The 26,778-nt window shown below is 63.8% G+C and carries 28 protein-coding genes; 13 read left to right on the forward strand and 15 right to left on the reverse strand.

Annotated elements, in window-relative coordinates; translation table 11 throughout:
* Positions 1–83 precede the first annotated feature (83 nt).
* From ACIPIJ_RS24905 to ACIPIJ_RS24920, 4 genes are all read right to left on the reverse strand, one after another.
* Positions 84–728: a C40 family peptidase gene (locus tag ACIPIJ_RS24905; RefSeq protein WP_401081866.1), complete on the reverse strand. Its 645-nt coding sequence runs from the start codon at positions 726–728 to the stop codon at positions 84–86.
* A gap of 126 nt (positions 729–854) precedes the next feature.
* On the reverse strand, positions 855–1,562 hold the full coding sequence (hda, locus tag ACIPIJ_RS24910) for a DnaA regulatory inactivator Hda (protein WP_401081869.1): 708 nt from the start codon (positions 1,560–1,562) through the stop codon (positions 855–857).
* A 163-nt stretch (positions 1,563–1,725) separates the two neighbouring features.
* Entirely contained in the window at positions 1,726–2,799 is a 1,074-nt protein-coding gene (locus ACIPIJ_RS24915; RefSeq protein WP_401081872.1) for an AI-2E family transporter, read from the reverse strand.
* Positions 2,800–2,811: 12 nt separating this feature from the next.
* Entirely contained in the window at positions 2,812–3,879 is a 1,068-nt protein-coding gene (locus tag ACIPIJ_RS24920; RefSeq protein WP_401081875.1) for a DUF2066 domain-containing protein, read from the reverse strand.
* A gap of 340 nt (positions 3,880–4,219) precedes the next feature.
* On the opposite strand from ACIPIJ_RS24920, the gene purM reads away from it, so the two are divergent.
* The 4 genes from purM to ACIPIJ_RS24940 all read left to right on the forward strand — a co-directional run bounded on the left by purM (position 4,220) and on the right by ACIPIJ_RS24940 (position 7,001).
* Positions 4,220–5,278: a phosphoribosylformylglycinamidine cyclo-ligase gene (gene purM / locus ACIPIJ_RS24925; protein WP_008092173.1), complete on the forward strand. Its 1,059-nt coding sequence runs from the start codon at positions 4,220–4,222 to the stop codon at positions 5,276–5,278.
* Complete coding sequence (gene purN, locus ACIPIJ_RS24930) at positions 5,278–5,931, forward strand: phosphoribosylglycinamide formyltransferase (RefSeq protein WP_401081878.1); 654 nt, start codon at positions 5,278–5,280, stop codon at positions 5,929–5,931. Before purM ends, purN begins: the two co-directional genes overlap by 1 nt.
* An 8-nt stretch (positions 5,932–5,939) precedes the next feature.
* Positions 5,940–6,650 (forward strand): DUF3108 domain-containing protein, encoded by a 711-nt coding sequence (locus tag ACIPIJ_RS24935; protein WP_401081880.1) that lies wholly within the window; start codon positions 5,940–5,942, stop codon positions 6,648–6,650.
* A gap of 168 nt (positions 6,651–6,818) precedes the next feature.
* Entirely contained in the window at positions 6,819–7,001 is a 183-nt protein-coding gene (locus ACIPIJ_RS24940; protein WP_401081883.1) for a hypothetical protein, read from the forward strand.
* 46 nt (positions 7,002–7,047) lie between these two features.
* Here the strand turns inward: ACIPIJ_RS24940 and ACIPIJ_RS24945 are convergent, their stop codons facing one another.
* The 7 genes from ACIPIJ_RS24945 to ACIPIJ_RS24975 form a co-directional block, all read right to left on the reverse strand.
* A complete protein-coding gene (locus ACIPIJ_RS24945) occupies positions 7,048–7,587 on the reverse strand; it encodes a DUF2058 domain-containing protein (RefSeq protein ID WP_401081886.1) in 540 nt (179 codons plus the stop codon).
* Positions 7,588–7,613: 26 nt separating this feature from the next.
* Positions 7,614–8,447, reverse strand: a complete 834-nt coding sequence (mazG, locus tag ACIPIJ_RS24950) for a nucleoside triphosphate pyrophosphohydrolase (RefSeq protein WP_401081889.1) — start codon at positions 8,445–8,447, stop codon at positions 7,614–7,616.
* Positions 8,448–8,553: 106 nt separating this feature from the next.
* A complete protein-coding gene (gene relA, locus ACIPIJ_RS24955; protein WP_401081891.1) occupies positions 8,554–10,794 on the reverse strand; it encodes a GTP diphosphokinase in 2,241 nt (746 codons plus the stop codon).
* A 96-nt stretch (positions 10,795–10,890) separates the two neighbouring features.
* A complete protein-coding gene (gene rlmD / locus ACIPIJ_RS24960; protein ID WP_401081894.1) occupies positions 10,891–12,249 on the reverse strand; it encodes a 23S rRNA (uracil(1939)-C(5))-methyltransferase RlmD in 1,359 nt (452 codons plus the stop codon).
* Positions 12,250–13,149 carry a cysteine synthase CysM gene (gene cysM, locus ACIPIJ_RS24965; RefSeq protein ID WP_401081896.1) on the reverse strand — a complete coding sequence of 300 codons (900 nt, stop codon included), beginning with the start codon at positions 13,147–13,149 and terminating at the stop codon, positions 12,250–12,252.
* Between the two features lie 94 nt (positions 13,150–13,243).
* On the reverse strand, positions 13,244–14,632 hold the full coding sequence (locus tag ACIPIJ_RS24970; protein ID WP_401081899.1) for a histidine kinase sensor domain-containing protein: 1,389 nt from the start codon (positions 14,630–14,632) through the stop codon (positions 13,244–13,246).
* A 3-nt stretch (positions 14,633–14,635) separates the two neighbouring features.
* Positions 14,636–15,352 (reverse strand): response regulator transcription factor, encoded by a 717-nt coding sequence (locus tag ACIPIJ_RS24975; RefSeq protein WP_401081902.1) that lies wholly within the window; start codon positions 15,350–15,352, stop codon positions 14,636–14,638.
* A 194-nt stretch (positions 15,353–15,546) separates the two neighbouring features.
* Here ACIPIJ_RS24975 and ACIPIJ_RS24980 point away from each other — a divergent pair, with 194 nt between their 5' ends.
* From ACIPIJ_RS24980 to ACIPIJ_RS24995, 4 genes are all read left to right on the forward strand, one after another.
* Positions 15,547–18,306 carry a response regulator gene (locus tag ACIPIJ_RS24980; RefSeq protein WP_401081905.1) on the forward strand — a complete coding sequence of 920 codons (2,760 nt, stop codon included), beginning with the start codon at positions 15,547–15,549 and terminating at the stop codon, positions 18,304–18,306.
* 108 nt (positions 18,307–18,414) lie between these two features.
* Positions 18,415–19,404 carry a 2-hydroxyacid dehydrogenase gene (locus ACIPIJ_RS24985; RefSeq protein ID WP_401081908.1) on the forward strand — a complete coding sequence of 330 codons (990 nt, stop codon included), beginning with the start codon at positions 18,415–18,417 and terminating at the stop codon, positions 19,402–19,404.
* Positions 19,405–19,435: 31 nt separating this feature from the next.
* Positions 19,436–19,873: a hypothetical protein gene (locus ACIPIJ_RS24990; RefSeq protein ID WP_401081910.1), complete on the forward strand. Its 438-nt coding sequence runs from the start codon at positions 19,436–19,438 to the stop codon at positions 19,871–19,873.
* Positions 19,870–20,274 (forward strand): META domain-containing protein, encoded by a 405-nt coding sequence (locus ACIPIJ_RS24995; protein ID WP_401081913.1) that lies wholly within the window; start codon positions 19,870–19,872, stop codon positions 20,272–20,274. The genes ACIPIJ_RS24990 and ACIPIJ_RS24995 overlap by 4 nt, the downstream gene beginning before the upstream one ends.
* Positions 20,275–20,308: 34 nt before the next feature.
* Here ACIPIJ_RS24995 and ACIPIJ_RS25000 read toward each other — a convergent pair whose 3' ends face one another.
* Positions 20,309–20,773: a TlpA disulfide reductase family protein gene (locus tag ACIPIJ_RS25000; RefSeq protein ID WP_401081916.1), complete on the reverse strand. Its 465-nt coding sequence runs from the start codon at positions 20,771–20,773 to the stop codon at positions 20,309–20,311.
* Positions 20,774–20,858: 85 nt separating this feature from the next.
* Between ACIPIJ_RS25000 and arsC the strand changes: the two genes are divergently transcribed.
* Genes arsC through ACIPIJ_RS25015 form a run of 3 tightly spaced genes read left to right on the forward strand, consistent with a single transcriptional unit; the run spans position 20,859 to position 22,220 of the window.
* Positions 20,859–21,212, forward strand: coding sequence for an arsenate reductase (glutaredoxin) (gene arsC / locus ACIPIJ_RS25005; protein WP_401081919.1), 354 nt, complete (start codon positions 20,859–20,861; stop codon positions 21,210–21,212).
* Positions 21,209–21,814: an NAD(P)H:quinone oxidoreductase gene (wrbA, locus tag ACIPIJ_RS25010; protein ID WP_401081922.1), complete on the forward strand. Its 606-nt coding sequence runs from the start codon at positions 21,209–21,211 to the stop codon at positions 21,812–21,814. The genes arsC and wrbA overlap by 4 nt, the downstream gene beginning before the upstream one ends.
* Positions 21,807–22,220, forward strand: a complete 414-nt coding sequence (locus ACIPIJ_RS25015; protein WP_401081925.1) for a DUF2069 domain-containing protein — start codon at positions 21,807–21,809, stop codon at positions 22,218–22,220. The genes wrbA and ACIPIJ_RS25015 overlap by 8 nt, the downstream gene beginning before the upstream one ends.
* Positions 22,221–22,260: 40 nt before the next feature.
* Here the strand turns inward: ACIPIJ_RS25015 and ACIPIJ_RS25020 are convergent, their stop codons facing one another.
* Together ACIPIJ_RS25020 and ttcA are read right to left on the reverse strand one after the other, a co-directional pair.
* Positions 22,261–22,932, reverse strand: coding sequence for a DNA-3-methyladenine glycosylase I (locus ACIPIJ_RS25020; protein WP_401081928.1), 672 nt, complete (start codon positions 22,930–22,932; stop codon positions 22,261–22,263).
* Between the two features lie 4 nt (positions 22,933–22,936).
* A complete protein-coding gene (gene ttcA / locus ACIPIJ_RS25025) occupies positions 22,937–23,761 on the reverse strand; it encodes a tRNA 2-thiocytidine(32) synthetase TtcA (RefSeq protein WP_401081931.1) in 825 nt (274 codons plus the stop codon).
* Positions 23,762–24,024: 263 nt separating this feature from the next.
* Here ttcA and ACIPIJ_RS25030 point away from each other — a divergent pair, with 263 nt between their 5' ends.
* A complete protein-coding gene (locus tag ACIPIJ_RS25030) occupies positions 24,025–24,624 on the forward strand; it encodes a Yip1 family protein (protein ID WP_401081934.1) in 600 nt (199 codons plus the stop codon).
* A gap of 141 nt (positions 24,625–24,765) precedes the next feature.
* Complete coding sequence (locus tag ACIPIJ_RS25035; RefSeq protein WP_401081938.1) at positions 24,766–25,260, forward strand: SprT family zinc-dependent metalloprotease; 495 nt, start codon at positions 24,766–24,768, stop codon at positions 25,258–25,260.
* A 71-nt stretch (positions 25,261–25,331) separates the two neighbouring features.
* Here ACIPIJ_RS25035 and ACIPIJ_RS25040 read toward each other — a convergent pair whose 3' ends face one another.
* Complete coding sequence (locus ACIPIJ_RS25040) at positions 25,332–26,654, reverse strand: dicarboxylate/amino acid:cation symporter (protein WP_401081941.1); 1,323 nt, start codon at positions 26,652–26,654, stop codon at positions 25,332–25,334.
* Positions 26,655–26,778: the final 124 nt, after the last annotated feature.

Genomic DNA, 26,778 nt, shown 5'->3' on the forward strand with positions numbered 1-26,778 from the left:
GATTAGACGCATTCTGTAAATGCGCACGGCGGCGAGCTTTTTTTCAAAGCATCGCCGCCGCGGCAGGGTACATCATTTTGATATCAGTTGCGCGCGATATTGGTGGTCGGCGCCATGGCCAAGGCACGCTTGGCTTCAATGAAGGTCTTGCTCCAGTAACGGTCACCGAGGCTGTCGATGCGCACACCACCGCTGCGGCGGCTGCTGGAGTGGATGAACTGGTTGTCACCCAGATAGATGCCGGCATGGCTGACACGGCCACGGCCGTTGGTGCTGAAGAACAGCAGGTCGCCTGGCTTGAGCTTGTTGCGGGCAACCTTGGGTGCATCGACGTTGATCATTTCGCGGGTCGAGCGCGGCAAGGTCATGCCTGCCTCTTCGCGGAACAGGTAGCCGATGAAACCGCTGCAGTCGAAACCGGATGCTTGCGAGGTACCACCGAAGCGGTAGCGGGTGCCGATCAACGACATGCCGCGCTCGAGGATGCTGTCCGCAAGAACTGGCAGTTGATACGGTTTGCTGTTGCTGGAGAACGCCTGAAGGTCGTCTTCAGTGGCCAGTTCTTCCTGTTCGCCGAAGACGGAGGAAGCCGAAGCGTTAGCCTTGGTCGCCGACTGCGAGGCGACTGGGGTGTGATCCTGAGGCTGGGAAACCGGGCTTTGTGCCGCGCAGCCAATCAAGAGGGTCAAGAGTGCGAGGGGCACGAGGGGTGCGAAGCGCTTTAGCATGGGCACGACCGTGTCTGTAATCCTTTAGAAGGGGGAAACTATGCCCTCTATCATGGCCATTTGCAAATTTTATCGAAAAAGATGTGACTTTTCTGATTTGGCGCTCTGAGGCCCGTGTTCAGGGGCCTACCAGCCGAGCGTTTCCTTCAGGAAGGGGATGGTCAGCTTGCGTTGCGCCTGCAACGAAGCCTGGTCGAGGCGTTCGAGCAGGTCGAACAGCGCGCTCATGCTGCGCGTGCCACGGGTGAGGATGAAATGGCCGACTTCGTCGGTCAGGTGCAGGCCACGGCGCGAAGCACGCAGCTGCAAGGCGCGCAGTTTGTCTTCGTCGGACAGGCCGCGCATCTGGAACACCAGCGCCAGGGTCAGGCGCGACTTGAGGTCGGGCAGCTTTATTGGCAACTCGCGCGGCGAGGCCGAGGCCGCCAGCAACAGGCGTCGACCGCTGTCGCGCAGGCGGTTGAACAGGTGGAACATCGCCTCCTCCCAGTCCGCCTTGCCGGCAATGACGTGCAAGTCGTCGATGCACACCAGTTCGTACTGCGCCAGGTAGTCGAGCAACCCGACACCACGCTCGAGCAATTGCGCCAGCGGCAGGTACACAGCGGCTTCGCCGCGCTGCTGGAAGCGGTGCGTCGCGGCCTGCAACAGGTGGCTACGGCCCACACCTTGCTTGCCCCATAGATAGATGAGGCTCTCGGTCCAGCCGGCGTCGGCTTCGCACAGCCGCTCGACGTAGCCCAATGCCGCGGCATTGGCGCCCGGATAGTAGTTGATGAAGGTGGCGTCGTCGCGCAGGCGCACACCCAGGGGCAACTGGATCGGTGGTTTCATGCTCGCGGGCGGTCGGGAGGACCGCAGGGGGCCTAGGGTGATCGGTGTGCAAAGTCTATACCCGCAACGCAGGAGGCACAATCGCGAAGGCAGATAGCACAAGCAAAATCAACGAGTTGCGCCGTTTGTGGGCCGCTGTTGGCCCACATTTCACAGCGGCGGGTCACAAGTCGGGGTCGATTTCCCCGGCATACATGTCCGATTCCTTATACATATCGTGCACATGCCGCAGCAGCACCATGATCACAGCAGCCACGGGCAGGGCCAACAGCACCCCGGTAAAACCGAACAACTCGCCACCGGCAAGGATGGCGAAGATCACCGCCACCGGGTGCAGGCCGATGCGGTCGCCCACCAGCAGCGGTGTCAGCACCATGCCTTCCAGGGCCTGGCCAACCATGAATACCGCGACAATGCCAAGCATCGGGTACAGGTCGCCACCAAACTGGAACAGCCCGGCCACCAGGGCCGCACCGATACCGATGATGAAGCCCATGTAGGGCACGATGGCCGCAAGCCCCGCCAGCATGCCGATCAACAGCCCCAGTTCCAGCCCCACCAGCATCAGCCCGGCGGAATAGATCACGCCGAGCGCGAGCATGACCATCAACTGGCCGCGCACGAAGGCGCCGAGCACCTCGTGGCACTCCCCGGCCAGCCCGACCACCTGCGACTCACGGTGGCGTGGCAGCAGGCTGCGCAGCTTGGCCATCATCAAGTCCCAGTCGCGCAGCAGGTAGAAGCCCACCACCGGGATCAGCACCAGGTTGGCCAACCAGGCCAGCAGTGCCAGGCTCGACGCAGTGGCCTGGGACAGCAGCATGCCGACGATGTCGGTGGTCTGGCCCATGTGCTCACTGACGGCGGCCTTGATCTTGTCGAACTTCCAGAACCCGTCAGCCAGGCCAAGGCGGTGCTGCACCCAGGGCAACGCCACGTGTTGCAGCCAGTCGAGCATCTGCGGCGCCAGTTCGTACAGGCGCACCAACTGCTTGGCCAGCATCGGGATGAGCACCAGCAGCATCGCCAGCAGGATCAGGGTGAACAGGCTGAACACCACCACCACACCCCAGGTGCGCGACAGGCCCAGGCGCTCCAGGCGGTCGACCAGCGGGTCGGCCAGATAGGCCAGGAGGATGCCCACCAGGAATGGCGAGAGAATGTTGTGCAGGCTATAAAGAAGCACGGCAATCAGCAGGGCAGCGCCTAGCCAGATCCAACGACGCATATCAGTCATTTACGCTATTCCTTACCAGCGAAAACGCAGGCCGTCGAACGGCTTGGGTGCTGGGGTGGCAGCCGGCGGCTGCTCTGAGGGAGTACTGGTGCCCGCTGCTGGCGCCACCGGGGCGGCAGGTGCAGGCTCTGCCGGCAGTTCCTGCAACTTGGCCAGGCCGAGTTGGGCGCGCAGCTGGTCGCGGTTGGCGGTGACGCCGTAAGTCAACGTTTTACCATCGGCCATCTGCAGCCGCGGGCCGTAGGGTTCGAGCACGCGGCTCAGTTCGGCATAGCGCTGCAGGTTCATGCCTTGCACTTGCAACTGCAACTGGCTGCTGGCACCCGGCTTGGTCACGTAGCGTGGCGCCAGGCGGTTGCTGACCGCCAGCATCACGGCATCGGCCAATGCGGCCGGGTCAGCCCCCTCGGCGGTGCCTTGCTCGCGCTTGTCGCCCAGCCACAACTGCCATTTGCCTTGCCACTTGCCGTCGGCTTCATGGGCGTGCACCGCCAGCAGGGCATCGGCGCCATACCGCTCGGAGGCTTCGCGCAGGGGGGCCGGGTCGCTGCCTTCGAGCTGCTTGGCGTTGGCCACCAGTTGCTCCTGCAGGTCAGCCAGCGGCAGGCGCAGCGGCAGCCCGCGGTGCTGGGCGGCGCGGCGCAGGGGTTGCGCGCTGGCCTGGCCGTCGCCAATCAGGTTGCTGCCATCGACACTGTCGTTAAGCCACCAGCCGAGGATAGACGGCCGATTACTGCCCCACAGTGCCAGGCCGGCCTTGCGCAAGGCACGCTCGGTGCTGCCCGGGTCGAACTCGACCAGCACCGACTCGGGCGGGCCGGCCTCGGTGCCGACCTGGTTGATGATCTGTTGCGGGTCCTTGCGCAAATCGGCCAGCGCCGGGCTTTGCGCCGCCTTGGGGTCGCCGGTCAAGCGCAACACCAGGGTATCGAGCGCCTTGACGGTGGCTGCGCTACGGGCTTCAGCGCCCTGCCCTTCGAGCGGCTCGTGCACCTGATAAAGCCCGGAGACGTTTTCGGCCTGCGCCGCGAGGCTGGCCATGGCAAGGCAACCCGCTGCCAGATAGTTGAGAAGACGCATTGAGGATTCCTGTCCAGAAAACAAGGCGCGACGAGCCGCCGCGTGCTGGCTGTGACCGTCACAGGGCGAAGATTGCTCCCTGGCACGGCGCATTTCGACCCGTCGCCTTTCCTATACCTTATACAGCCACCTGCCCGGCAACCAGTCACGGCCTGTGAAAGGATGTTTTTTGCAGCATTAAGGCCCTGCCCGTCGGCCTGAGGATGGCCGCTGCACGGCAACCCTGATAAAATCGCGCGCCTTCACAGACCTCTGACGTTTCAGGCAGCCGCCGCTCCCCAGCCGGCCTTGGCCGTCACGGTCGTTTTTACGAATCCCTCCCTCTTAAAGGCCTGGATCAATGAGCAAGCAACCCTCCCTGAGCTACAAGGACGCCGGTGTAGACATCGACGCCGGCGAAGCACTGGTCGAACGCATCAAGGGCGTGGCAAAACGCACCGCACGCCCTGAAGTCATGGGTGGCCTGGGTGGCTTCGGCGCCCTCTGCGAGATCCCGGCCGGCTACAAACAGCCGGTGCTGGTCTCCGGCACCGACGGCGTCGGCACCAAGCTGCGCCTGGCATTGAACCTGAACAAGCACGACAGCATCGGCCAGGACCTGGTCGCCATGTGCGTCAACGACCTCGTTGTGTGCGGCGCCGAGCCGCTGTTCTTCCTCGACTACTACGCCACCGGCAAGCTCAACGTCGACGTGGCCGCCACCGTGGTCACCGGTATTGGCGCCGGCTGTGAATTGGCCGGCTGCTCCCTGGTTGGCGGCGAAACCGCCGAAATGCCGGGCATGTACGAAGGCGAAGACTACGACCTGGCCGGTTTCTGTGTCGGTGTGGTGGAAAAGGCCGAGATCATCGATGGCTCCAAGGTTGCCACCGGTGACGCGCTGATCGCCCTGCCGTCTTCCGGCCCGCACTCCAACGGCTACTCGCTGATCCGCAAGATCCTCGAAGTGTCCGGCACCGACATCGAGAACACCCAGCTGGACGGCAAACCGCTGACCGACCTGCTGATGGCGCCAACCCGCATCTACGTCAAGCCACTGCTGCAGCTGATCAAGCAGACCGGCGCGGTCAAGGCCATGGCCCACATCACCGGTGGCGGCCTGCTGGACAACATCCCACGCGTGCTGCCGAAGAACGCCCAGGCCGTGGTCGACGTGGCCAGCTGGCAGCGCCCAGTGGTCTTCGACTTCCTGCAAGAGAAAGGCAACGTCGACGAGCACGAAATGCACCGCGTGCTGAACTGCGGCGTTGGCATGGTCATCTGCGTGGCCCAGGACCAGGTCGAGGCTGCCCTGAACGTACTGCGTGCTGAAGGCGAGCAGCCATGGGTCATCGGCCGCATCGAACAAGCCGCTGAAGGCGCAGCCCAGGTCGAGCTGCAGAACCTCAAGGCACACTGATGCCGAGCAAGCCCTGCAATGTAGTGGTACTGCTGTCGGGTTCCGGCAGCAACCTGCAAGCCTTGATCGACAGTAGCCGGGGTGAAGAAAGCCCAGTACGCATCGCCGCGGTGGTTTCCAACCGCGCCGATGCCTACGGCCTGCAACGCGCCGCGGCGGCGGGCATTGCCACCGCCGTGCTGGACCACACCGGCTTCGACGGCCGTGAAGCCTTCGATGCGGCGCTGATGGCGCGCATCGACGGCTTCGCGCCCGACCTGGTGGTGCTGGCCGGCTTCATGCGTATCCTCAGTGGCGGCTTCGTGCGCCACTACCAGGGCCGCCTGCTCAACATCCACCCGTCGCTGCTGCCCAAGTACAAGGGCCTGCATACCCACCGACGGGCACTGGAGGCAGGCGACGCCGAGCATGGCTGCAGCGTACACTTCGTCACCGAGGAACTCGATGGCGGCCCTCTGGTCGTACAGGCTGTAGTACCGGTAGCGTCAGGCGACACTGCTGAAAGCCTGGCCCAACGGGTGCACCATCAGGAACACCAGATCTACCCGCTGGCAGTGCACTGGTTTGCCGAGGGGCGCTTGCGCCTGGGTGAATCGGGTGCATTACTGGATGGCCAGCCACTGCCGGCCAGTGGTCATTTGATCCGACCCTAGGAGAATTTATGCGTCGCGCCCTGCTCTTGGCTCTCGCCGTGCTCGCCCTGCCCCTGCAGGCAGCCGACCTGAAGCCCTTCTCGGCCAGCTACACCGCCGACTGGAAGCAACTCCCCATGAGCGGCACTGCCGAGCGCAGCCTGGTCAAGAACGCCAACGGCACCTGGGACCTTAACTTCAAGGCCTCCATGATGATCGCCAGCCTGACCGAGCAAAGCACCCTGCGCATGGACAACGACACCCTGCTGCCGCAGAAGTACCACTTCGAGCGTGGCGGCCTGGGCAAAGCCAAGAAGGTCGACCTCACCTTCGACTGGACGGGCAAGAAAGTCACCGGCAGCGACCGTGGCGATGCTGTCAGCCTGCCGCTCAACCGCGGCGTGCTGGACAAGTCGTCCTACCAGCTGGCGTTGCAGCATGATGTCGCCGCCGGCAAGAAAAGCATGACTTACCAGGTGGTCGACGGTGACGAGATCGACACCTACGACTTCCGCGTGCTCGGCACCGAGAAAGTCACCACCAAGACCGGCCAGGTCGATGCGGTGAAGGTCGAGCGCGTGCGCGACCCGAGCCAGAGCAAGCGCATCACCGAACTGTGGTTCGCCAAGCAGTGGGACTACCTGCTGGTGCAATTGCGCCAGGTCGAGACGGATGGCAAGGAGTACGTGATCGTGCTGCAAGATGGCACGGTCGACGGCAAGGCTGTAAAAGGCAACTGATTCCACCGCAGCCCGCAGCATCCGGAGCCCCGCCCGCGCGGGGCTTCTTTTTGCCTGCTGAACATGAAACTTGTTTCATCGGCGTTTTATTTACTTAGCCTGCTAACAAACTCTATAAAGAAGGTGTGCGACACAATGTCGCAACCAACTGAGCAGTGGAGTTTACCGATGACAGTCCAAGTAACCGAACGCGACGAATCGAAAATGTCCCACGAAGGCCTGGCCGCTGGCCTGCGGATCTGGGATGTGCACCAGCAGGGCCAATTGGTCGGGATGTTCCACAATGAACACGAAGCCCACCAGTATCGGGTAGAACTCGAAGACCTGGAAAACCAGCGCAGCACGCAATGACACCATCATTCAAAAGAAAACCCCGCCTAGGCGGGGTTTTTGCTGCTTACCACATCAGATCGTCAGGGATCTTATAGGCGGCGTACGGGTCATCCTCATCCGCTTCCTCGACATGGGTGTTGAGCAGCAGGATGCGATTAGGGTCGCGCTCCTGGATCTTCACCGCCGCCTCCCGTGGGATCACCTCGTAACCACCACCATGCGACACGATCGCCAACGCACCGTTGCTCAGCTTGCTGCGCATCAGGGCGTTGACCGCAAGGCGCTTGACCTTCTTGTCGTCGACGAAATTGAAATAGTCTTCGGTGGTGAGCTTGGGCAGGCGAGTCGCTTCGATCAACTGCTTGATCTGTGCGGCACGGGCCTTCTGCTCGGCCTTTTCCTGCTGCTGGCGGTTCAGCTCCTGGTCACGCTTGGCCTTCTCGGCCATCGCTTCCTTGGCCAGACGCTGCTGGGTGTCGTCGACTTCGACCTGGCCCTTGTGTTCCAGGCGTTTCTGTTTCTTCTCGGCCTTGTTGGTCTGGGAAACCTGTTTCTGGTTGACCAGACCGGCCTTGAGCAATTGATCGCGAAGGGAAAGACTCATGGATGTTCACTCACTTATGCAGCCACTCAGCCGCAGCTGGGCAGGTTCTTTTCCTGACGCTTGGCTTCCCCCCAAAGGGCGTCCAGTTCGTCAAGGTTACACTCTTCAATGGGCCGACCGCTGCCGCGCAATGCCTGTTCGATGAAGCGGAAACGCCGTTCGAACTTGCGGTTGGCGCGGCGCAGGGCGTTTTCCGGGTCGTGCTTGAGGTGGCGCGCCAGGTTGACGGTGGCGAACAGCAAGTCGCCGATTTCATCCTCGAGGGCATCGGCATCGCCGTCGGCCATGGCCTGCAGCACTTCGTCGAGCTCTTCGCGCACCTTGTCCAGCACCGGCAGGGCCTCGGGCCAGTCGAAACCGACCGTGGCCGCTCGTTTCTGCAGTTTGGCCGCACGCGACAGCGCCGGCAATGCCGTTGGCACATCATCCAGCAGCGACAGCTGTTCGGGTTCGCTTTTCTCGGCGCGTTCTTCCGCCTTGATCTCTTCCCAGCGCGACTTGACCTGGGCCTCGCTCAGGCTGGGAGTATCCAGCGGCGCGTACAACTCGCCGGTGGGAAAAACATGCGGGTGCCGGCGGATCAGCTTGCGGGTGATGGCATCGACCACCCCATCAAACTCGAAACGCCCCTCCTCGCGGGCCAGCTGGCTGTAATAGACCACCTGGAACAACAGGTCGCCGAGCTCGCCCTGCAGGTGCTCGAAATCGCCGCGCTCGATGGTGTCGGCCACTTCGTAGGCTTCCTCGATCGTGTGCGGGACGATGCTCGCGTAGTTCTGCTTGAGGTCCCACGGGCAGCCGTATTGCGGGTCGCGCAGGCGGGCCATGAGGTGCAGCAGGTCTTCGAGGGTGTAGGTCATTCTGGCAGGTCCTTCGGTGGTATCCGCTTCGCGGATGAATCCGCCGCTGCAGGCATTGCGCTGTTCCTGCAGGCGCCGATTCATCCGCGATGCAAGCGCCGCGGTCTCAAGGGGTACGATTACGCCGCGTCTCGATGATGTTTGGCAACTGCGAAATCCTCCCCAGCAAGCGCCCCAGCGCATCCAGGCCTGGAATCTCGATGGTCAGCGACATCAGCGCGGTGTTGTCTTCCTTGTTCGAGCGGGTGTTGACCGCCAGTACGTTGATCTTCTCGTTCAGCAGCACCTGCGACACGTCACGCAGCAAGCCTGGGCGGTCGTAGGCACGGATGACGATGTCGACCGGGTAGGTCTGCACCGGGATCGGCCCCCAGCTGACCTGGATCATCCGCTCCGGCTCACGGCCGGACAGCTGCAGCACCGAGGCGCAGTCCTGGCGGTGAATGCTCACGCCGCGGCCCTGGGTGATGTAGCCGACGATGGCATCGCCCGGCAGCGGCTGGCAGCAGCCGGCCATCTGCGTGAGCAGGTTGCCGACGCCCTGGATCTGGATGTCGCCCCGCTTGCCGGTGCGCGTGCCGGTGGGCTTGCGCGGTACCAGTTCGATCTGCTCGATACGATCGGGTTCGAGCAACTGCTGGGCAGCGTTGACCAGGTGCGCCAGGCGCAGGTCACCGGCCCCCAGCGAGGCGAACATGTCCTCGGCGGTCTTGACGTTGGTCTTCTCGGCCAGGCGTTCGAAGTCCACCTGTGGCAGGCCCAGACGGCTCAGTTCGCGCTCGAGCAGGGTCTTGCCGGCGGCGACGTTCTGGTCACGCGCCTGCAACTTGAACCAGTGGACGATCTTGGCTCGCGCCCGCGAGGTGGTGACGTAGCCCAGGTTGGAGTTCAGCCAGTCACGGCTCGGGCTGCCGTGCTTGCTGGTGATGATCTCCACCTGCTCGCCGGTCTGCAGGCTGTAGTTGAGCGGCACGATGCGCCCGTTGATCTTGGCACCACGGCAGTTGTGGCCGATCTCGGTGTGCACGCGGTAGGCGAAGTCCAGCGGTGTGGAACCCTTGGGCAGATCGATGGCATGGCCGTCGGGGGTGAACACATACACCCGGTCCGGCTCGATGTCGACTCGCAATTGCTCGGCCAGCCCGCCGATATCGCCCAGCTCCTCATGCCATTCGAGTACCTGGCGCAGCCAGGAGATCTTCTCTTCGTAGTGGTTGGAGCTTTGCTTGACGTCGGTGCCCTTGTAGCGCCAGTGGGCGCAGACGCCGAGTTCGGCTTCCTCGTGCATGCCGTGGGTGCGGATCTGCACTTCCAGCACCTTGCCCTCGGGGCCGATCACCGCAGTGTGCAGCGAGCGGTAGCCGTTCTCCTTGGGGTTGGCGATGTAGTCGTCAAATTCTTTCGGGATGTGCCGCCAGAGGGTGTGCACGATACCCAGCGCGGTGTAGCAGTCGCGCACTTCCGGTACCAGCACGCGCACCGCGCGCACGTCGTAGATCTGGCTGAACTCAAGGCCTTTGCGCTGCATTTTGCGCCAGATCGAATAGATGTGCTTGGCCCGGCCGCTGATGTCGGCATTGACGCCGGTGGCCAGCAGTTCGTTCTGCAACTGGTTCATCACGTCGCTGATGAACCGCTCGCGGTCCAACCGGCGCTCGTGCAAAAGCTTGGCGATCTGCTTGTACTGATCGGGTTCGAGGTAACGGAAGGACAGGTCCTCCAGTTCCCACTTGATATGGCCGATACCCAGGCGGTGGGCCAGCGGCGCATAAATGTCGAACACCTCGCGCGCCACGCGCAGGCGTTTCTCGTCATCGGCAGACTTCACCGCGCGGATCGCGCAGGTCCGCTCGGCCAGCTTGATCAACGCCACGCGCACATCGTCAACCATCGCCACGAGCATCTTGCGCAGGTTCTCGACCTGCGCCTGCGAGCCCAGCACCAGCGACTGACGGGGGCTGAGGCTGGCGCTGATGGCAGCCATGCGCAACACGCCGTCGATCAGCTTGGACACCACCGGGCCAAAACGCTGGCCGACCTCGGCCAGGGTCACCTTGCCTTCACGTACCGAGCGGTAGATGACCGCCGCCACCAGGGAATCCTGGTCGAGCTTCAGGTCGGCGAGGATTTCGGCGATTTCCAGGCCAGCCTGGAAGCTGGACGTACCGTCGGCCCAGGAATGCTTGGCCGGGTTGCCCTTTTTCTCGATTTCCTGAGCGAACTCGCAGGCCTCTTTGAGTGCCACGCGATCCAATGCCGAGTCCACGCTCACCACGTGATCCAGCCATGCTTCGAGATTGATACTGCCGTCGGTGTTGACCGGCTGGTGCACTCTCACCTGTACCATCTTTGCTTTACCTTTCCATACAGCGCACCTCGCGGGTGCGCTGGCTATCACCGTGTGGTTTCCAGTCCATGGAAACCGCACCAAGGGGCCAGTTCGCTAGCCCGCTTCGAATAACGCCATGGCTTCGACATGCGCCGTCTGAGGAAACATGTCGAGAATCCCGGCCCTTTTTAACCGGTACCCTTGGCCGACCAGCACCTGGGCGTCTCGCGCCAGCGTGGCCGGGTTGCACGATACGTAGACCAGCCGTTTGGCCTTGAGGCGTGCGATGCCTTGCACCACCTCGAACGCACCGTCGCGCGGTGGATCCAAGAGTACCGCAGAAAAGCCCTCGGCGGCCCATCCGGCGCCCGCCAAAGGCTGCGATAAATCGGCCTGAAAAAACCGTGCATTATGCACTTCGTTGTTCCGGGCATTGGCTGCAGCCCGATCGACCATGGCCTGCACCCCCTCCACCGCCACCACTTCACGCGCCTGGCGAGCCAGCGGCAGGGCGAAGTTGCCCAGGCCGCAGAACAGGTCCAGCACACGCTCGTCGGCTTGCGGTGCGAGCCAGGCCAGGGCCTGCTCGATCATGGCCGTGTTGACCTGGGCATTGACCTGGACAAAATCGCCCGGGCGCCAGGCCAGCTCCAGCTGCCAGGGCTGCAAGACAAAGCCCAGCTTGGCGTCGGCTTGCACCGGCGCCGGCTCGCCCTCACCTTGCAGCCAGAGCTGCGCCTTGGCCTCGTCGCAGAAAGCCTGCAAACGCGCCAGGTCGTCGGCCGGCAGCGGCGCCATGTGACGCACCAGCAATGCTTCGGCGGTACCGCTGAAGAGTTCTACATGGCCGATAGCCTGGGGTTTGCTCAGCGAGCGCAACACCGTCGGTAAGTGCCGAAGAATAGATTGCAAAGGCTGTACCAGCACGGCGCAGTCATCAATAGCGACAATTTCCTGGCTTGCCTCGGCACGCAAGCCTACGTCCAGCCGGCGTGCCTTGACATCCCAACGCACGGCCACCCGCGCCCGGCGCCGGTAGCCGAACTCCGGCCCGCTCAAGGGCGGCGCCCACTCCTCGGGCTGCACACCGGCAACCCGCTGCAGCTGTTCGGCCAGCGTGCGCTGCTTGAGCGCCAGCTGGCCGTCATGGGGCAGGTGCTGAAGGTTGCAGCCACCGCAGCGCTGGTAATAGCGGCACGGCGCCTCACGCCGCTCGGGGCTGGCCTGCAGGACACGCTCCAGCCGCGCCTCGACCACCTTGCCGCGGGCATTGAGCACGCGCGCCTCGACCGCTTCACCGGCCAGGGCGCCGCTGACGAACCAGGTGCGCCCGTCATGGAAGGCAATGCCACGGCCGTCACCGGCCAGGCGCTCGATATCCAGGCGCTGCTTCTTGCCCACGGGGACCTGGGCCGTACGGTTGCCGCCGGCCGGCTGGAAGCGCAGGCCGCTGTTGGTTTTTTTCTTGGACATTTAGCTCGGGTCGAACAGGCCGGTGGACAGGTAACGGTCGCCACGGTCGCAAATGATCGCGACCATTACCGCGTTTTCCACTTCCTGGGACAGGCGCAGCATGGCTGCCACCGCACCACCGGAAGACACGCCGCAGAAAATGCCCTCTTCACGGGCAAGGCGGCGGGTGGTGTCCTCAGCTTCCTGCTGGGACATATCCATCACGCGGTCGACGCGGGTGGCGTCGAAAATCTTCGGCAGGTATTCCTCGGGCCAGCGGCGGATGCCTGGAATGGCCGAGCCTTCCATCGGCTGCAGGCCGACGACCTGCACTGCAGGGTTCTGCTCCTTGAGGTACTGCGAGCAGCCCATGATGGTGCCGGTGGTGCCCATGGAGCTGACGAAGTGGGTGATGCTGCCCTGAGTCTGCTGCCAGATTTCCGGGCCGGTGCTGTTGTAATGGGCAATCGGGTTATCGCCGTTGGCGAACTGGTCGAGGACCAGGCCACGGCCTTCGGCCTGCAGTTTTTCAGCCAGGTCGCGGGCGCCTTCCATGCCCTCTTCCTTGCTCACCAGGATCAGCTCGGCGCCATAGGCGGTCATTGCCGCCTTGCGTTCGGCGGTGGAGTTGTCGGGCATGATCAGGATCATCTTGTAGCCCTTGATCGCCGCTGCCATGGCCAGGGCGATGCCGGTATTGCCGGAAGTGGCCTCGATCAGGGTGTCGCCGGGCTTGATGTCGTTGCGCAATTCGGCGCGGGTGATCATCGACAGCGCCGGGCGGTCCTTCACGGAGCCTGCCGGATTGTTACCTTCGAGCTTGAGCAGGAGGGTATTGCTGGTTTCGCCAGCGATGCGCTGCAGGCGAACCAGGGGCGTATTGCCGACGCAATCGGCGATGGTTGGGTACTGCAAGGTCATGGCGTATTTCACAATCCGGACGGCAGGGGCGCCTATCATACCGGCAAACCCTTCGCGGCCATATCACGCAATCTGCGGTCGATATAGCCACACGCTATATCGATGCTGCCTGGAGCTTCGGGATTGCCTGCGAGGGAATGGGTAGATGGACCGGCAAACGCATGCACAACCGCAGCCCACGCTTGCCGTTTTCGGCCCACAACGTTCCGCCCTGGCGCTGGATCGCACTGCGGGCGATGCTCAGGCCCAAACCAAAACCGCCATCCCCGGGCCGCGAGCCATCGAGCCGAGAAAAGGGCGCGAAAATCCGCTCCAGGTCCTCTTCGGCCACACCGCCGCCCTCGTCTTCCAGCCACAGGCGCCAATAGCCACCCTCGCGCTGCCCAGTCAGCCGCACCAGGCCGTCTTTTGGCGAATGGCGGATGGCATTGCGCAGCATGTTCTCCACAGCCTGGGCCAGGTAATTGAGGTTACCCTGCACCCAGCAGTCGGCAGGCAGCTCGCAGCGCAGCCGCGCGGGCGACCAGCCACTTTCATAACGGGCATCTTCGGCCAGCAGGTCCCACAACGCCTGCACCTGGATCGGTTCCAGGTTCATCGGCGCACGCTCGGCATCCTGCCAGGCAAGCTGCAGGGTGTTCTCGACTAGCTGCTGCATGCAGTCCACCTCGCGGCCCAGCCGCTCGCGCAAGCGCTGCAGGTCGGTTTCACCGTCGCAGGCCACACGCAGGCGGCTGAGCGGTGTGCGCATCTCGTGGGACAAGTCGCGCAGCAACTGTTGCTGCATGGCCACCGTACCCTGCAGCCGCTCGGCCATCTGGTCGAAGGCGCGGGCCAGCTCACCCAGTTCGTCATGGCGGGCGATGGTGCGTGAATCCAGCCGCGCCGAAAGCTGGTCGGCGCGCCAGGCATTGGCCTGCTCGCGCAGTTGGTTGAGCGGCACGATCAGCATGCGGTACAGGCCCACGCACAGCAGCAAGGTGAACAGGCCGGGGATGATGCCGTTGGTCACCACCCGCCACAGCACGCGGTGCTGGCCCGGGTTGAAACGTTGCGGCAACTCGATCACCAGCATGCCCTGCTGCGGCGCGCCCGGAAACGGTATGCGCAACCAGGGCTGGTCGATGCTGCGCTGGCTCATGGGCCAGTCGACGCCACGCAGGCGGGTGAGCCGCTGCATGATTTCAGGGCCGAGCGTGGCACTGTCAAGGGGCCGCAGGCTGGTGTCGAGCACACCCACCCAGCCATGCTCACGCTGGCGCATGGCCGCAACCCAGCGGTCCAGCTCCGCTCGCCCCCCCCTTTGCCAGGCCTGCTCGGCCTCGCTGGCGTAACCGCGCAGCACCTGGCGGGCAGGCTCGTCGAGAAAGGCGTTCTGGGTTTCCACGTGACGGCCCCAGGTGTAGCTGAGGCCGATCATCAGCAGGCAGAAGCCCACCAGCAGGATGGACAGCTTCCAGAACAGTGAACGGCGATCGAGCATGGCCTACTCCGCCTCGCCGACGCTGAGCACGTAGCCCTTGCCCCATACGGTGCGGATTTGCCGCTCCTGGTAGCCGATGCCCTTGAGCTTGCGGCGGATCTGGCTGACGTGCATGTCCAGGCTGCGGTCATGCCGCGAGTAGCCACGCTGCAGCACCTGCTGATAAAGGAAGGGCTTGCTCAGCACCTCGTCGACGTTGCGGTTGAGAATGTCGAACAGGCGGTATTCGCTGGGGGTCAAGCCTGCCTGCAGGCCGCCAAGGCTGACATCGCACAGGGCATCGTCGAAGCGCAGCTCGCCGCTGGCGACATCCGCGGGCGGCTGATGACGACGTTCAAGGGCGACGCGGCGCAGGATGGCTTCGATACGCACCTGCAGCTCGACCATGCTGAACGGCTTGGGCAAGTAGTCGTCGGCACCGCGCTGAAAGCCGCTGATGCGGTCGGCCTCGGCGCCCAATGCCGACATCAGGATGACCGGCGTGGCGCTGCGCAGGCGCAACTGGGCCAAGGCATCCAGGCCATTGAGCCCAGGCAGCAGGATATCCATCAGCACCACGTCGAAGGCCTGCCGGCCGGCGGCTTCCAGGCCTTCAAGGCCATTGCGGCACCAGGTCACCTGGAAGCCGCCGCGCTGCAGCTCTTCGTGCAGGTAGGCGCCCAGGACCGGGTCGTCCTCGATGGCGAGGATACTGGATGTGTTAATAGCTACGGGATTCATTGGCAACTGCCATGCATTCTCAGTTACGTGATTATTGAGCATGCTCACGCTCCAGGCAACCGCCCAACGACCAACGCCGCGACGCACGGGTGAAAACCGCTATAAAAGGGTGCATTAGGCAGGCAGGCGGAGTAACTTTCCGCTTTGGTCCGCCACCTCGGTGACGGCGTCCAGGCACATCACAGGAGGCGAGTGTGCTCGATCGTTTGGGAATCAGAAGCCGGGTGCTGCTGCTGGCGCTGTTGCCTGCCAGCTTGATGGCTCTGGTGCTGGGCAGCTACTTCACCTGGTTGCAGCAAGACCAGTTGCGCACCCAGTTACTGCAACGCGGCAAGATGATTGCCGAGCAACTGGCACCGCTGGCCGCGCCCGCACTGGCCCGCCAGGCCCCGGCGCAGCTGGAGCGGATTGCCGCGCAAACCCTGGAGCAGGCCGATGTGCGCGCCGTGGCCTTTCTCGCCCCGGACCGTAGCCGCGTGGCCCATGCCGGCCCCAGCATGATCAACCAGGCGCCCAGCGGCGGCACCGGCACCCAGCTGCTGCAGCGCACGGGCAATGACGCCACCCGTTACCTGATGCCGGTGTTCGGCCACCACCGCGACCTGGCCACCGATGCCGTGCCGGCCGAGGCCGAACGCCTGCTGGGCTGGGTCGAAATCGAGCTGTCGCACGACGGCACGCTGCTGCGTGGCTATCGCAACCTGTTCACCAGCGTGCTGCTGATCCTCGGCTGCCTGGTGCTCAGTGGCCTGCTGGCAATGCGCATGAGCCGCACCATCAACGACCCGATCGCGCGCATCAAGCACGCGGTCAACCAGCTGAAGGACGGCCACCTCGATGAGCGCCTGCCGGCCATGGGCAGCCACGAACTGGACGAACTGGCCCGCGGCATCAACCGCATGGCCGAAACCCTGCACAGCGCCCACGAAGAACTGCAGCACAGCATCGACCAGGCCACCGAGGACGTGCGCCAAAACCTCGAAACCATCGAGATCCAGAACATCGAGCTGGACATGGCGCGCAAGGAAGCCCTGGAGGCCAGCCGGATCAAATCGGAATTCCTGGCCAACATGAGCCACGAGATCCGCACCCCGCTCAACGGTATCCTCGGTTTTACCCACCTGCTGCAGAAAAGCGAGTTGACTCCGCGCCAGCTGGATTACCTGAGCACCATCGAAAAATCTGCCGACAACCTGCTGGGGATCATCAATGAGATCCTCGACTTCTCAAAGATCGAGGCCGGCAAGCTGGTGCTCGACAGTATTCCGTTCAACCTGCGCGACCTGGTACAGGACACCCTGACCATCCTCGCCCCCGCCGCACACGCCAAGCAGCTCGAACTGCTCAGCCTGATCTACCGCGACACGCCGTCAGCGCTGATTGGCGACCCGTTGCGGCTCAAGCAGATCCTCACCAACCTGGTGAGCAACGCCATCAAGTTCACCCGCGAAGGCACCATTGTCGTGCGCGCGATGCTCGAAGACGAGCAGGAAGACAGCGCGCAGCTGCGCATCAGCGTGCAGGACACCGGTATCGGCCTCTCGCCCCAGGATGTGCGCACGCTGTTCCAGGCCTTCAGCCAGGCCGACAATTCGCTGGCCCGCCAGCCGGGCGGTACCGGCCTGGGCCTGGTGATTTCCAAGCGCCTGATCGAGCAGATGGGCGGTGAGATCGGTGTCGACAGCACCCCGGGCGAAGGGTCGCAGTTCTGGATCAGCCTGAGCCTGCCCAAGGCGCACGACGATATCGACCAACAGCAGCCACAGCCGCTGCTGGGCCGCCGCGCAGCCATCGTCGATAGCCACGAACTGGCCCGCCAGGCCCTTGAACATCAGCTTGAGGACTGCGGCCTGAGCGTCAGCCTGTTCGCCTCCTTTGAGCAGCTGCTGCAAGGTGTGCAGGCCGGTTTCCAGGCCGGTATGCCGTTCGAGTTCGCCGTGCTCGGTGCCAACCTGGGCAACCTCACACCCGAACAGCTTGGCCAGTACCACCAGCAACTCGAGCGCTACCACTGCCAGTGCGTGGTACTGTGCCCGACCACCGAGCAGGCGCTGTACCACCCTTACCTGCCCAATGGCCATGGCCAGCTGCTGTCCAAGCCAACCTGCACGCGCAAGCTGCGCCGGCTGCTGCTGGAGCTGCTGCAACCGCGCCGCCCGCTGGGCGAACCGGCGCCGGGCAAGCGCGGCCAGCGCCAGCCAAAAATCCTCTGCGTCGATGACAATGCCGCCAACCTGCTGCTGGTGCAGACCCTGCTGGAAGACCTCGGCGCCGAAGTGCTGGCGGTCGACAACGGCTACGCCGCACTGCAGTCGGTACAGAGCGAGCCTTTCGACCTGGTGCTGATGGACGTGCAGATGCCGGGCATGGACGGCCGTGCTTGCACCGAGCAGATCCGCCTGTGGGAAAACACCCAGAGCGGCAGCCCGCTGCCGATCGTCGCCCTTACCGCGCATGCCATGGCCAACGAGAAGCGCGCCCTGCTGCACAGCGGCATGGACGACTACCTGACCAAGCCGATCAGCGAGCGCCAGCTGGCCCAGGTGGTGATGAAGTGGACTGGCCTGAGCCTTGGCGCCGGGCCGCTGGAACGGCTGGACGAAGAGCAGGCCGAGGGCCAGGAGCTGCCAGTGCTCGACCCTGAGGAAGGTCTGCGCCTGGCGGCGGGCAAACCGGACCTGGCGGCGGACATGCTGACGATGTTGCTGGCGTCGCTGGAGAGCGACCGCGAGGCAATCTTTGCGGCACGGGAAGCCGGCGACCGCTCGACGCTGATCGAGCAGGTGCACCGTTTGAACGGTGCGTCGCGCTATTGCGGGGTGCCGCAATTACGCGCGGCCTGCCAGCGCAGCGAGACCTTGCTCAAGCAGGATCACCCACATGCCCAGCAGGCGCTGGACGAACTCGACGGGGCGATCGCCCGGCTGGCGGAGCAGGCGCGGCAAAGCGCCTGACTTTCATGGCCTCATCGTCGGCAAGCCGGCGATGAGGCCGGTGCAGATCAACATCCCTGTCCGGCCAGGTGGCTACAATCCCCCAACCACCGCAAAGGAAGCCCGACCATGCGCGCCCTGTTGTTCAGCTGCCAGCACTACGACCAGGAAAGCTTCACCCCGGCCGCCCACGCCAGCCCCCTGGAGCTGCACTTCCAGTCTGCCCGCCTGACCCTCGACACCGCCGCCCTGGCCCAGGGCTTCGAGGTGGTCTGCGCGTTCATCAACGATGAGCTCGACGCCCAGGTGCTGCAGCGCCTGGCCACTGGCGGCACACGGCTGATCGCGCTGCGCTCGGCCGGCTACAACCATGTCGACCTGGCCGCCGCCCAGCGCCTGGGCCTGGCGGTGGTGCGCGTGCCGGCCTATTCGCCGCATGCCGTGGCCGAGCATGCCGTGGCGCTGATCCTCGCCCTCAACCGGCGCCTGCACCGCGCCTACAACCGCACCCGCGAGGGCGACTTCACCCTGCATGGCCTGACCGGCTTCGACCTGCATGGCAAGACCGTCGGCGTGGTCGGCACCGGCCAGATCGGTGTGGCCTTCGCCCGGATCATGGCAGGTTTCGGCTGCCAGTTACTGGCCTACGACCCCTACCCCAACCCTGAGCTGCTGGCGCTGGGTGCACGCTACCTGACGCTGCCCGAACTGCTGCGCGAGGCGCGGATCATCAGCCTGCACTGCCCGCTGACCGAGCAAAGCAAACACCTGATCAATGCGCAGAGCCTGGCCCAGCTGCAACCCGGTGCCATGTTGATCAACACCGGCCGCGGCGCGCTGGTCGATACCCCGGCACTGATCGACGCGCTGAAAAGCGGCCAGCTCGGCTACCTGGGCCTGGATGTGTATGAAGAAGAAGCACAGCTGTTTTTCGAGGACCGCTCCGACCTACCGCTGCAGGACGATGTACTGGCGCGGCTGCTGACCTTCCCCAACGTGATCGTCACCGCGCACCAGGCGTTCCTCACCCGCGAGGCACTGGATGCCATTGCCTCCACCACGCTGGACAACATCATCCGCTGGGCGGCGGGCAAACCGCAGAATCTGGTCACGGGTTGATGCTAGGATACGCGGCATTTCTGGAGGACCCATGGTCGAGCACGATTTCCGCTACACCCTTTTCAACCCGCAACACACCCTGATCGAGTGCCGCGCACTGGTGCCGGGCCGCTACCAGGTGACCGGCAACGGTGGCTCGATGCACAAAGGCGACACCCTGCTGGTGACCCTCAAAGGCAGCAAGGACTTGTCCATGCGCCTGAGCGTGGAGAGCGTGCGCCACCTGATCAACCCGCGCGGCCAGTGGGTGGCCGTGGCCAGTGGCCCGCTGTTCAACGAGCTGGAAATCCTCAACTGGCAGGCCGAATGCGACAGCTGCGACGCGGTGCTGGACTTCGAGTTCGCCGTGGACGCCAAGCTGGGCAAGAAAGCCCGCCAACCGGCCGCTACCGCGCGCATCGCCGAGCTGGGCTGGGCCAGCCGTGGCGACAAGCACGTGTGCCCGCAATGCCAAGGGAGCGCCGCGTGAAGAATCTGCTGACCGGCGTGCTGATTGCCACCGGCCTGCTCGGCTGCGCCGCCGAACCGTCAAAGCTGCAGCAGGAGCGCAGCTATGTGCTGGAATGGATCGGCGAACGCCCGCTGATCGACTACAGCCACCTGACCCTGACCCTGGCCAGCGACGGCCGCGCCTACGGCAATGCCGGCTGCAACCATTGGTTTGCACCCTACACGCTGGACGGCGAGCGCCTGAGCTTCGGCAAGGTCGGCAAGACCCGCAAGCTGTGTGCACCGGCCTTGATGGAGCAGGAAAAACGCTTCTTGCAGGCGCTGGAGACGGTGCAACGCTGGGACGTGTCGCCCATCGAGCAGATGCGCTTCTGGCCAACTGAAGGCAAGCCGCTGCGCTTCTGGCCTGAGGAAGGCTGAGGACCATTGGGGCCGCCATGCGGCCCCGACAGTATCAAGCGCCCTTGAGCGCCTTGATCTTGGCCTGCAACCCTTCCAGGGTCTGCTCACCCATCAGTTGCTCGCGCACCTTGCCCTTGTCGTCGATGATGTAGGTCACCGGCAGCGCCTCGCTGCGAGGCAGGTCATAACGCTCGGCCGGGTCCTGGGCCAGCACGGTGAAGCCGATGCCCAGGGTGTCGGCAGCCTGTTTCAGCTCCTGCCCCTGCAAGCCATCGAAGTTCACCCCGACCACCTTGATACCGTCGGCCGACCACTGCTTGGCCGCCGTATTCAGTTCCGGTACCTCGGTACGGCACGGGCCGCACCATTCGGCCCAGTAATTGAGCACCAGCCAGTGCCCGTCGATCTGTTCGGCCTTCACCGTGTTGCCGTGTTGGTCCACGCCGTAGTCGGCACCGCAACCACCGAGCAACAGGCTCGCGGTGATGGCCAGTACTGCTGCCAAACGCCTTGCCATGGGTCAATCCTTATCAAGTTTTCAAGCAAAGGGATCAGTCGCTACGGTTAGAATAGCCGCCACACCCAGCTGGATGCGACCCGACATGACTGACCTGACGCTCTATCATAACCCGCGCTGCTCGAAATCCCGCGGCGCGCTGGAACTGCTCGAAGCACGCGGCCTGGCGCCGACCATCGTGCGTTACCTGGAAACCCCGCCCGACGCCCCTGCCCTCAAGGCCCTGCTCGGCAAGCTGGGCATCGCCCCGCGCCAGTTGCTGCGCACTGGCGAAGATGAATACAAGGCACTCGCCCTGGCCAACCCGGCCCTGAGCGACGCGCAACTGATCGACGCCATGGCCCAACACCCCAAGCTGATCGAGCGGCCGATCCTGGTGGCCGGTGACAAGGCGGTGATCGGTCGGCCACCAGAGAAGGTGCTGGAGATTCTGCCGTGAGCGCGCCTTACATCCTGGTGCTGTATTACAGCCGCCACGGCTCGACCAGCGAAATGGCCCGGCATATTGCCCGCGGCATCGAACTGGCCGGCATGGAAGCACGCCTGCGCACGGTGCCGGCGATTTCTACCGAATGCGAAGCCGTGGCCCCGGACATCCCGGCCAGCGGCGCGCTGTATGCCACCCTGGACGACCTGCGCCACTGCGCCGGCCTGGTGCTGGGCAGCCCGACCCGCTTCGGCAACATGGCCGCGCCGCTCAAGTACTTCCTCGACGGTACCAGCAGCCTGTGGCTGGGCGGCGAGCTGGTCGGCAAACCGGCGGGGGTGTTCACCTCCACCGCGAGCCTGCACGGTGGCCAGGAAACCACCCTGCTGTCGATGATGCTGCCGTTGATGCACCACGGCATGCTGGTGATGGGCTTGCCGTACAGCGAATCGGCCCTGCTCGAAACCCGCGGCGGCGGCACGCCTTACGGCGCCAGCCACCATGCCGGCGCCGACGGCAAGCGTGAGCTCGACCCACACGAAATCACCCTGTGCCGCGCCCTGGGCCAACGCCTGGCAAGCACCGCCAAAGCCCTGGAGACTGCGCGTGGCTAAGCAGCCCAAGGTGTTGCCGCCGGTGGAATGGCTGGCACCGCGCCTGCGCCTGACGCGGGCGTTGAGCCTGGCACTGTTCTTCGGCCTGATGGCGTTGCTGGTGGTGAACAATGTGTGGTTCGCCAACCTGCATGGGGCGCGGGTCGAGGTGATCCTGGCGATCGAGCTGGTGCCGCTGCTGTTGCTGCTGCCAGGCATGCTGCTGGGCAGCGCCCGGGCGCATGCCTGGACCTGCTTTGTGGTGAATATCTACTTCATCAAGGGCGTGCTGGCGGCATTCGACCCGGCGCGGGCGGTGTTTGGCTGGATTGAGGTGCTGGTGAGCCTTGGCTTGTTCGTCAGTGCACTGCTGTACGTGCGCTGGAAGTTCCAGCATGAACGGCGCATGGCGGGCGAAGGGAGTTGATGTCTTCGCGGGCAAGCCCGCGAAGGAAGCACTGCCGAATTCAATGGTTGACGGTATGCGCCAGCATCACCGACAACTGGCACAGTGGCCGCCCGCTCTCGGCATGCCACTGGTTGAACGCCTGCTGCACCAGCGCCAGGTCGCGCTGGCTGGTCGGCTGCTTGTCGATCACCTTCTGGGCGATCAGCGCGGCGGCCATGTCGTCGGTGGGGATGAACGTGTCCTTGCCGACCATGCGCAGGAAGCGCGGCGCCGACAGCCCGCCGAGCTGGTTGCCATGCTTGGCCAGGTACTTCCACAGCCCGACGATATCGGTCACCGGCCAGTCGGCGATGAACGCGCCAAAACTGCCCTGCGCCTTCGTCACATCCAGGATCATATGCGCATTGCGCGGCACGCTCTTGAGCTTGCCCAAGTGGCGGATGATGCGCTCGTCCTGCATCAACCGCTCCAAGTGCTCGGCGCCCATCAGCACGACTTTCTCCGGGTCGAAGCCGAAGAACACCTGCTCGAACGCCGGCCATTTGGCGTCCACCAGGCTGTGCTTGAGCCCGGCGCGGAACACGCGCAGGGCCAGGGTCGACAGGTAGCGGTCAGCGCTGATGTCGCGCAACTGCGCCGGCGTGCGCGGCTGCGGCAGGAAGGCCTCGAGGGCCTGGGCCGAGCCGAAGCGGTTCAGGCAGAACTCATGCAGCCACTGGTAATCGCGCATGGGCTCAGATGTTCAGCACGTCGAGGAAGCGCGGGGTGGCGCTTTCGTCGATCTTCAGGCTGGTGAAATCGAACAGGTTGCGGTCGGCCAGTTGCGACGGTGCAACGTTCTGCAACGCACGGAAGATGCTTTCGGTACGGCCTGGGTGCTTGCGCTCCCACTCCACCAGCATGTCCTTGACCACCTGGCGCTGCAGGTTTTCCTGCGAGCCACAGAGGTTGCACGGGATGATCGGGAATTCCTTCATGTCCGAGTAGGCCTGGATGTCCTTCTCGCTGCAGTAGGCCAGTGGGCGGATCACCACGTTGCGGCCGTCGTCGGCACGCAGCTTGGGCGGCATGCCCTTGAGCGCGCCGTTGAAGAACATGTTGAGGAAGAAGGTTTCGACGATGTCGTCGCGGTGGTGCCCCAGTGCCATCTTGGTCGCGCCGATTTCATCGGCGAAGGTGTACAGGGTGCCACGGCGCAAGCGCGAGCACAGCGAGCAGGTGGTCTTGCCCTCGGGTACCAGTTCCTTGACCACCGAGTAGGTGTCCTTCTCGACGATGTGGTACTCGACACCCAGTTCCTTGAGGTAGGCCGGCAGCACATGCTCGGGGAAGCCCGGCTGTTTCTGGTCCATGTTCACCGCAACGATCTCGAACTGGATCGGTGCCACCTTCTGCAGGTGCAACAGAACGTCGAGCATGGTGTAGCTGTCCTTGCCGCCGGACAGGCAGACCATGACCTTGTCGCCATCCTCGATCATGTTGAAGTCGGTGATGGCTTCGCCGGCGAGACGACGCAGGCGTTTTTGCAGTTTGTTCTGGTTGACCGAGAGGGTGCCCATAGCGCTTGAATCCGCGAGGTGTGACAAAAGCCGGCTATTTTACGCATAAACCACGCGCGGCTGTAGGGATTCCGATAAAGACTTCAAGGGAATCAGCAGCCAGCCTGACAGCGCAATTTGCTCTAAAAAGCAGGTTTTATGCGGGTAACCGCTTCCTATACTGCGACATAAGGCCACATTACCGCTTTGCTTCGGTGCCCTGGCCTCGGGCCGCTTGCGCTCCATCTGGGGGGCGGTTGGCAACATTGAGAGGAGTGACCGGCATGATTCATCACGTTGTGGGGCTGTTTACCCATCCCGACCAGGAATGGCGGGAGATTCGTGGAGAAGAAGAAAGCATCAGCCACATGTACCTGACGCACACGCTGATCCTGGCAGCGATCCCTGCCATTTCGGCATTCATCGGCACAACCCAGGTCGGCTGGGTGATTGGTAATCGCCCGGCGGTGATGCTGACCATGGAAAGCGCGCTATGGATGAGCATCATGTCCTACCTGGCGATGCTCGCCGGGGTCGCGGTCATGGGCGCGTTCATTCACTGGATGGCCCGCACCTACGACGCCACACCGTCCATGGCGCAATGCATCGCCTTCGCCACGTACACCGCCACCCCGCTGTTCCTTGGCGGCCTGGCAGCACTCTACCCACACCTGTGGCTGGGCATGCTGCTGGGGACTGCGGCCATCTGCTACACCGTTTACCTGCTGTACGTCGGCTTGCCGACGTTCATGAACATACCGTCCGATGAAGGCTTCCTGTTCTCCAGCTCGGTGCTGGCAGTAGGCCTGGTCGTGCTGGTAGCGATCATGGCTGCCACCGTGATCATCTGGGGACTGGGCGTGGGGCCCGTCTATACCAACTAGCGTTCAGAAAACACACAGAACCAACACTGGGGCATCAAACCAGAGGCCGCCGCAAGGCGGCTTCTGGCTGTGTGCTGACCGGTGGCTCGGCAGCCTGCCCATGCGTGCGGCATAATGCCCGGTCAGGAGAATTACCCCGCCATGCCCGAGCTGCTTACACAACGCGTCGAAACCTGTTACCAGCAAGCCGAACGCTTTTTCAAACGCCCCTTCGCGCGCCCGCACATCAGCTTCAAGCTGCGTGGCCAGAAGGCGGGCGTCGCCCACCTGCACGAGAACCTGCTGCGCTTCAACCTGCAGCTGTACCGCGAAAACCAGGAAGACTTCCTGCGCCAGACCGTGGCGCACGAAGTGGCGCACCTGGTCGCCCACCAACTGTTCGGCGACCGTATCCAGGCGCATGGTGAGGAATGGCAGCTGATCATGCGTGGGGTGTATGAGCTGCCGCCGAATCGTTGCCACAACTATGAGGTGCGCCGGCGCGTGGTGACCCGCTACATCTACCGCTGCCCCTGCCCGGAAAGTGACTTCCCGTTCACGGCGCAGCGGCACAAGCTGGTAAGGCAAGGGCGGCGGTATCTGTGCCGGCGGTGCAAAGAGATACTGATTTACAGCGGCGAGACTCGGGTTGAATGATCCGGCGATCGGGCCGGTACAGAAACAGAAAAGGCGACCCAAGGGTCGCCTTTTTCGTTACTGCATCACACTCAACGAACCGGGACTTCTGCAACACCCAGGTCATCGGTCGGGGTGGTCAGTTCGAGCGGCGCGCCACCGGAAGCCAGTTCCGAGGCCAGCTTGTCGTTGTCCATTTCCTTGACCCACTTGGCCACGACCACGGTGGCCACGGCGTTGCCGATCAGGTTGGTCAGGGCGCGGGCTTCGGACATGAAGCGGTCAATACCCAGGATCAGGGCCAGGCCGGCGACCGGCAGGTGGCCAACAGCCGACAGGGTCGCAGCCAGCACGATGAAGCCCGAACCGGTCACGCCGGCAGCACCTTTGGACGCCACCAGCAGCACCAGCAGCAGGGTGATCTGGTGGGTGATGTCCATGGTGGTGTCGGTGGCCTGGGCGATGAACACCGCGGCCATGGTCAGGTAGATCGAGGTGCCGTCCAGGTTGAACGAGTAACCGGTCGGGATCACCAGGCCAACCACCGACTTCTTGGCGCCCAGGCGCTCCATCTTGGCCAGCATGCGTGGCAGGGCCGATTCCGAGGACGAGGTGCCCAGGACGATCAGCAGCTCTTCACGGATGTAGCGGATCAGCTTCAGCACGCTGAAGCCGTGGGCGCGGCAGATACCGCCCAGCACCACCAGCACGAACAGCAGGCAGGTGATGTAGAAGCAGGCCATCAGGTAGCCCAATTGCACCAGCGAACCCACGCCGTACTGGCCGATGGTGAAGGCCATGGCGCCGAAGGCACCGACCGGGGCCAGCTTCATGATCATGTTGATGATGTTGAACATGACATGGGCGAAGCGGTCGATCAGGTCGAGTACCGGCTTGCCGTAGCTGCCCAGGCGGTGCAGGGCGAAGCCGAAGATCACCGAGAACATCAGCACTTGCAGGATGTCGCCATTGGCGAATGCGCCGACCACGGTGTTGGGGATGATGTTCAGCAGGAAGCCGACGGTGGTCTGCTGCGCGCCGGCGGCGGCGTAGGCAGCCACGCTGCTGGCGTTCAGGGTGCTGACGTCGATGTGCATGCCAGCGCCAGGCTTGACCACGTTGACGACCACGAGGCCGATGATCAGGGCGATGGTGGAGACGATTTCGAAGTACAGGAGCGCGTAGCCGCCGGTCTTGCCGACCGACTTCATGCTCTGCATGCCGGCGATGCCGCTGACCACGGTACAGAAGATGATGGGCGCGATGACCATCTTGATCAGTTTGACGAAGCCGTCACCCAAGGGTTTGAGTGCGACGCCGGTTTCTGGATAGAAGTGGCCGAGCAGAATGCCGATGGTGATGGCAACGATCACCTGGACATACAGGGATTTGTACAGCGGCTGACGTGTCGTCATGGCTAATTTTCCTCGAGTGTGCCGGCTTCACCCTTCCCAGGGTGTCGGGGCACCTGAATCGCTAACCCTCCTGCACCCGGAGGGATTTGTCGTTGTGTTCGAGCTGCCTGGGCAGGCCTCTGCC

Origin of the sequence: Pseudomonas sp. NPDC087185, from assembly GCF_044744955.1 — a bacterium.
In the GTDB taxonomy this organism is placed as follows: Bacteria; Pseudomonadota; Gammaproteobacteria; order Pseudomonadales; family Pseudomonadaceae; genus Aquipseudomonas.

Coding starts and splice junctions, on each gene's coding strand:
- ACIPIJ_RS24905 (WP_401081866.1), bottom strand. CDS start 728: ATGCTAAAGCGCTTCGCACCCCTCGTGCCCCTCGCACTCTTGACCCTC.
- hda (WP_401081869.1), bottom strand. CDS start 1,562: ATGAAACCACCGATCCAGTTGCCCCTGGGTGTGCGCCTGCGCGACGAC.
- ACIPIJ_RS24915 (WP_401081872.1), bottom strand. CDS start 2,799: ATGACTGATATGCGTCGTTGGATCTGGCTAGGCGCTGCCCTGCTGATT.
- ACIPIJ_RS24920 (WP_401081875.1), bottom strand. CDS start 3,879: ATGCGTCTTCTCAACTATCTGGCAGCGGGTTGCCTTGCCATGGCCAGC.
- purM (WP_008092173.1), top strand. CDS start 4,220: ATGAGCAAGCAACCCTCCCTGAGCTACAAGGACGCCGGTGTAGACATC.
- purN (WP_401081878.1), top strand. CDS start 5,278: ATGCCGAGCAAGCCCTGCAATGTAGTGGTACTGCTGTCGGGTTCCGGC.
- ACIPIJ_RS24935 (WP_401081880.1), top strand. CDS start 5,940: ATGCGTCGCGCCCTGCTCTTGGCTCTCGCCGTGCTCGCCCTGCCCCTG.
- ACIPIJ_RS24940 (WP_401081883.1), top strand. CDS start 6,819: ATGACAGTCCAAGTAACCGAACGCGACGAATCGAAAATGTCCCACGAA.
- ACIPIJ_RS24945 (WP_401081886.1), bottom strand. CDS start 7,587: ATGAGTCTTTCCCTTCGCGATCAATTGCTCAAGGCCGGTCTGGTCAAC.
- mazG (WP_401081889.1), bottom strand. CDS start 8,447: ATGACCTACACCCTCGAAGACCTGCTGCACCTCATGGCCCGCCTGCGC.
- relA (WP_401081891.1), bottom strand. CDS start 10,794: ATGGTACAGGTGAGAGTGCACCAGCCGGTCAACACCGACGGCAGTATC.
- rlmD (WP_401081894.1), bottom strand. CDS start 12,249: ATGTCCAAGAAAAAAACCAACAGCGGCCTGCGCTTCCAGCCGGCCGGC.
- cysM (WP_401081896.1), bottom strand. CDS start 13,149: ATGACCTTGCAGTACCCAACCATCGCCGATTGCGTCGGCAATACGCCC.
- ACIPIJ_RS24970 (WP_401081899.1), bottom strand. CDS start 14,632: ATGCTCGATCGCCGTTCACTGTTCTGGAAGCTGTCCATCCTGCTGGTG.
- ACIPIJ_RS24975 (WP_401081902.1), bottom strand. CDS start 15,352: ATGAATCCCGTAGCTATTAACACATCCAGTATCCTCGCCATCGAGGAC.
- ACIPIJ_RS24985 (WP_401081908.1), top strand. CDS start 18,415: ATGCGCGCCCTGTTGTTCAGCTGCCAGCACTACGACCAGGAAAGCTTC.
- ACIPIJ_RS24990 (WP_401081910.1), top strand. CDS start 19,436: ATGGTCGAGCACGATTTCCGCTACACCCTTTTCAACCCGCAACACACC.
- ACIPIJ_RS25000 (WP_401081916.1), bottom strand. CDS start 20,773: ATGGCAAGGCGTTTGGCAGCAGTACTGGCCATCACCGCGAGCCTGTTG.
- arsC (WP_401081919.1), top strand. CDS start 20,859: ATGACTGACCTGACGCTCTATCATAACCCGCGCTGCTCGAAATCCCGC.
- ACIPIJ_RS25020 (WP_401081928.1), bottom strand. CDS start 22,932: ATGCGCGATTACCAGTGGCTGCATGAGTTCTGCCTGAACCGCTTCGGC.
- ttcA (WP_401081931.1), bottom strand. CDS start 23,761: ATGGGCACCCTCTCGGTCAACCAGAACAAACTGCAAAAACGCCTGCGT.
- ACIPIJ_RS25030 (WP_401081934.1), top strand. CDS start 24,025: ATGATTCATCACGTTGTGGGGCTGTTTACCCATCCCGACCAGGAATGG.
- ACIPIJ_RS25035 (WP_401081938.1), top strand. CDS start 24,766: ATGCCCGAGCTGCTTACACAACGCGTCGAAACCTGTTACCAGCAAGCC.
- ACIPIJ_RS25040 (WP_401081941.1), bottom strand. CDS start 26,654: ATGACGACACGTCAGCCGCTGTACAAATCCCTGTATGTCCAGGTGATC.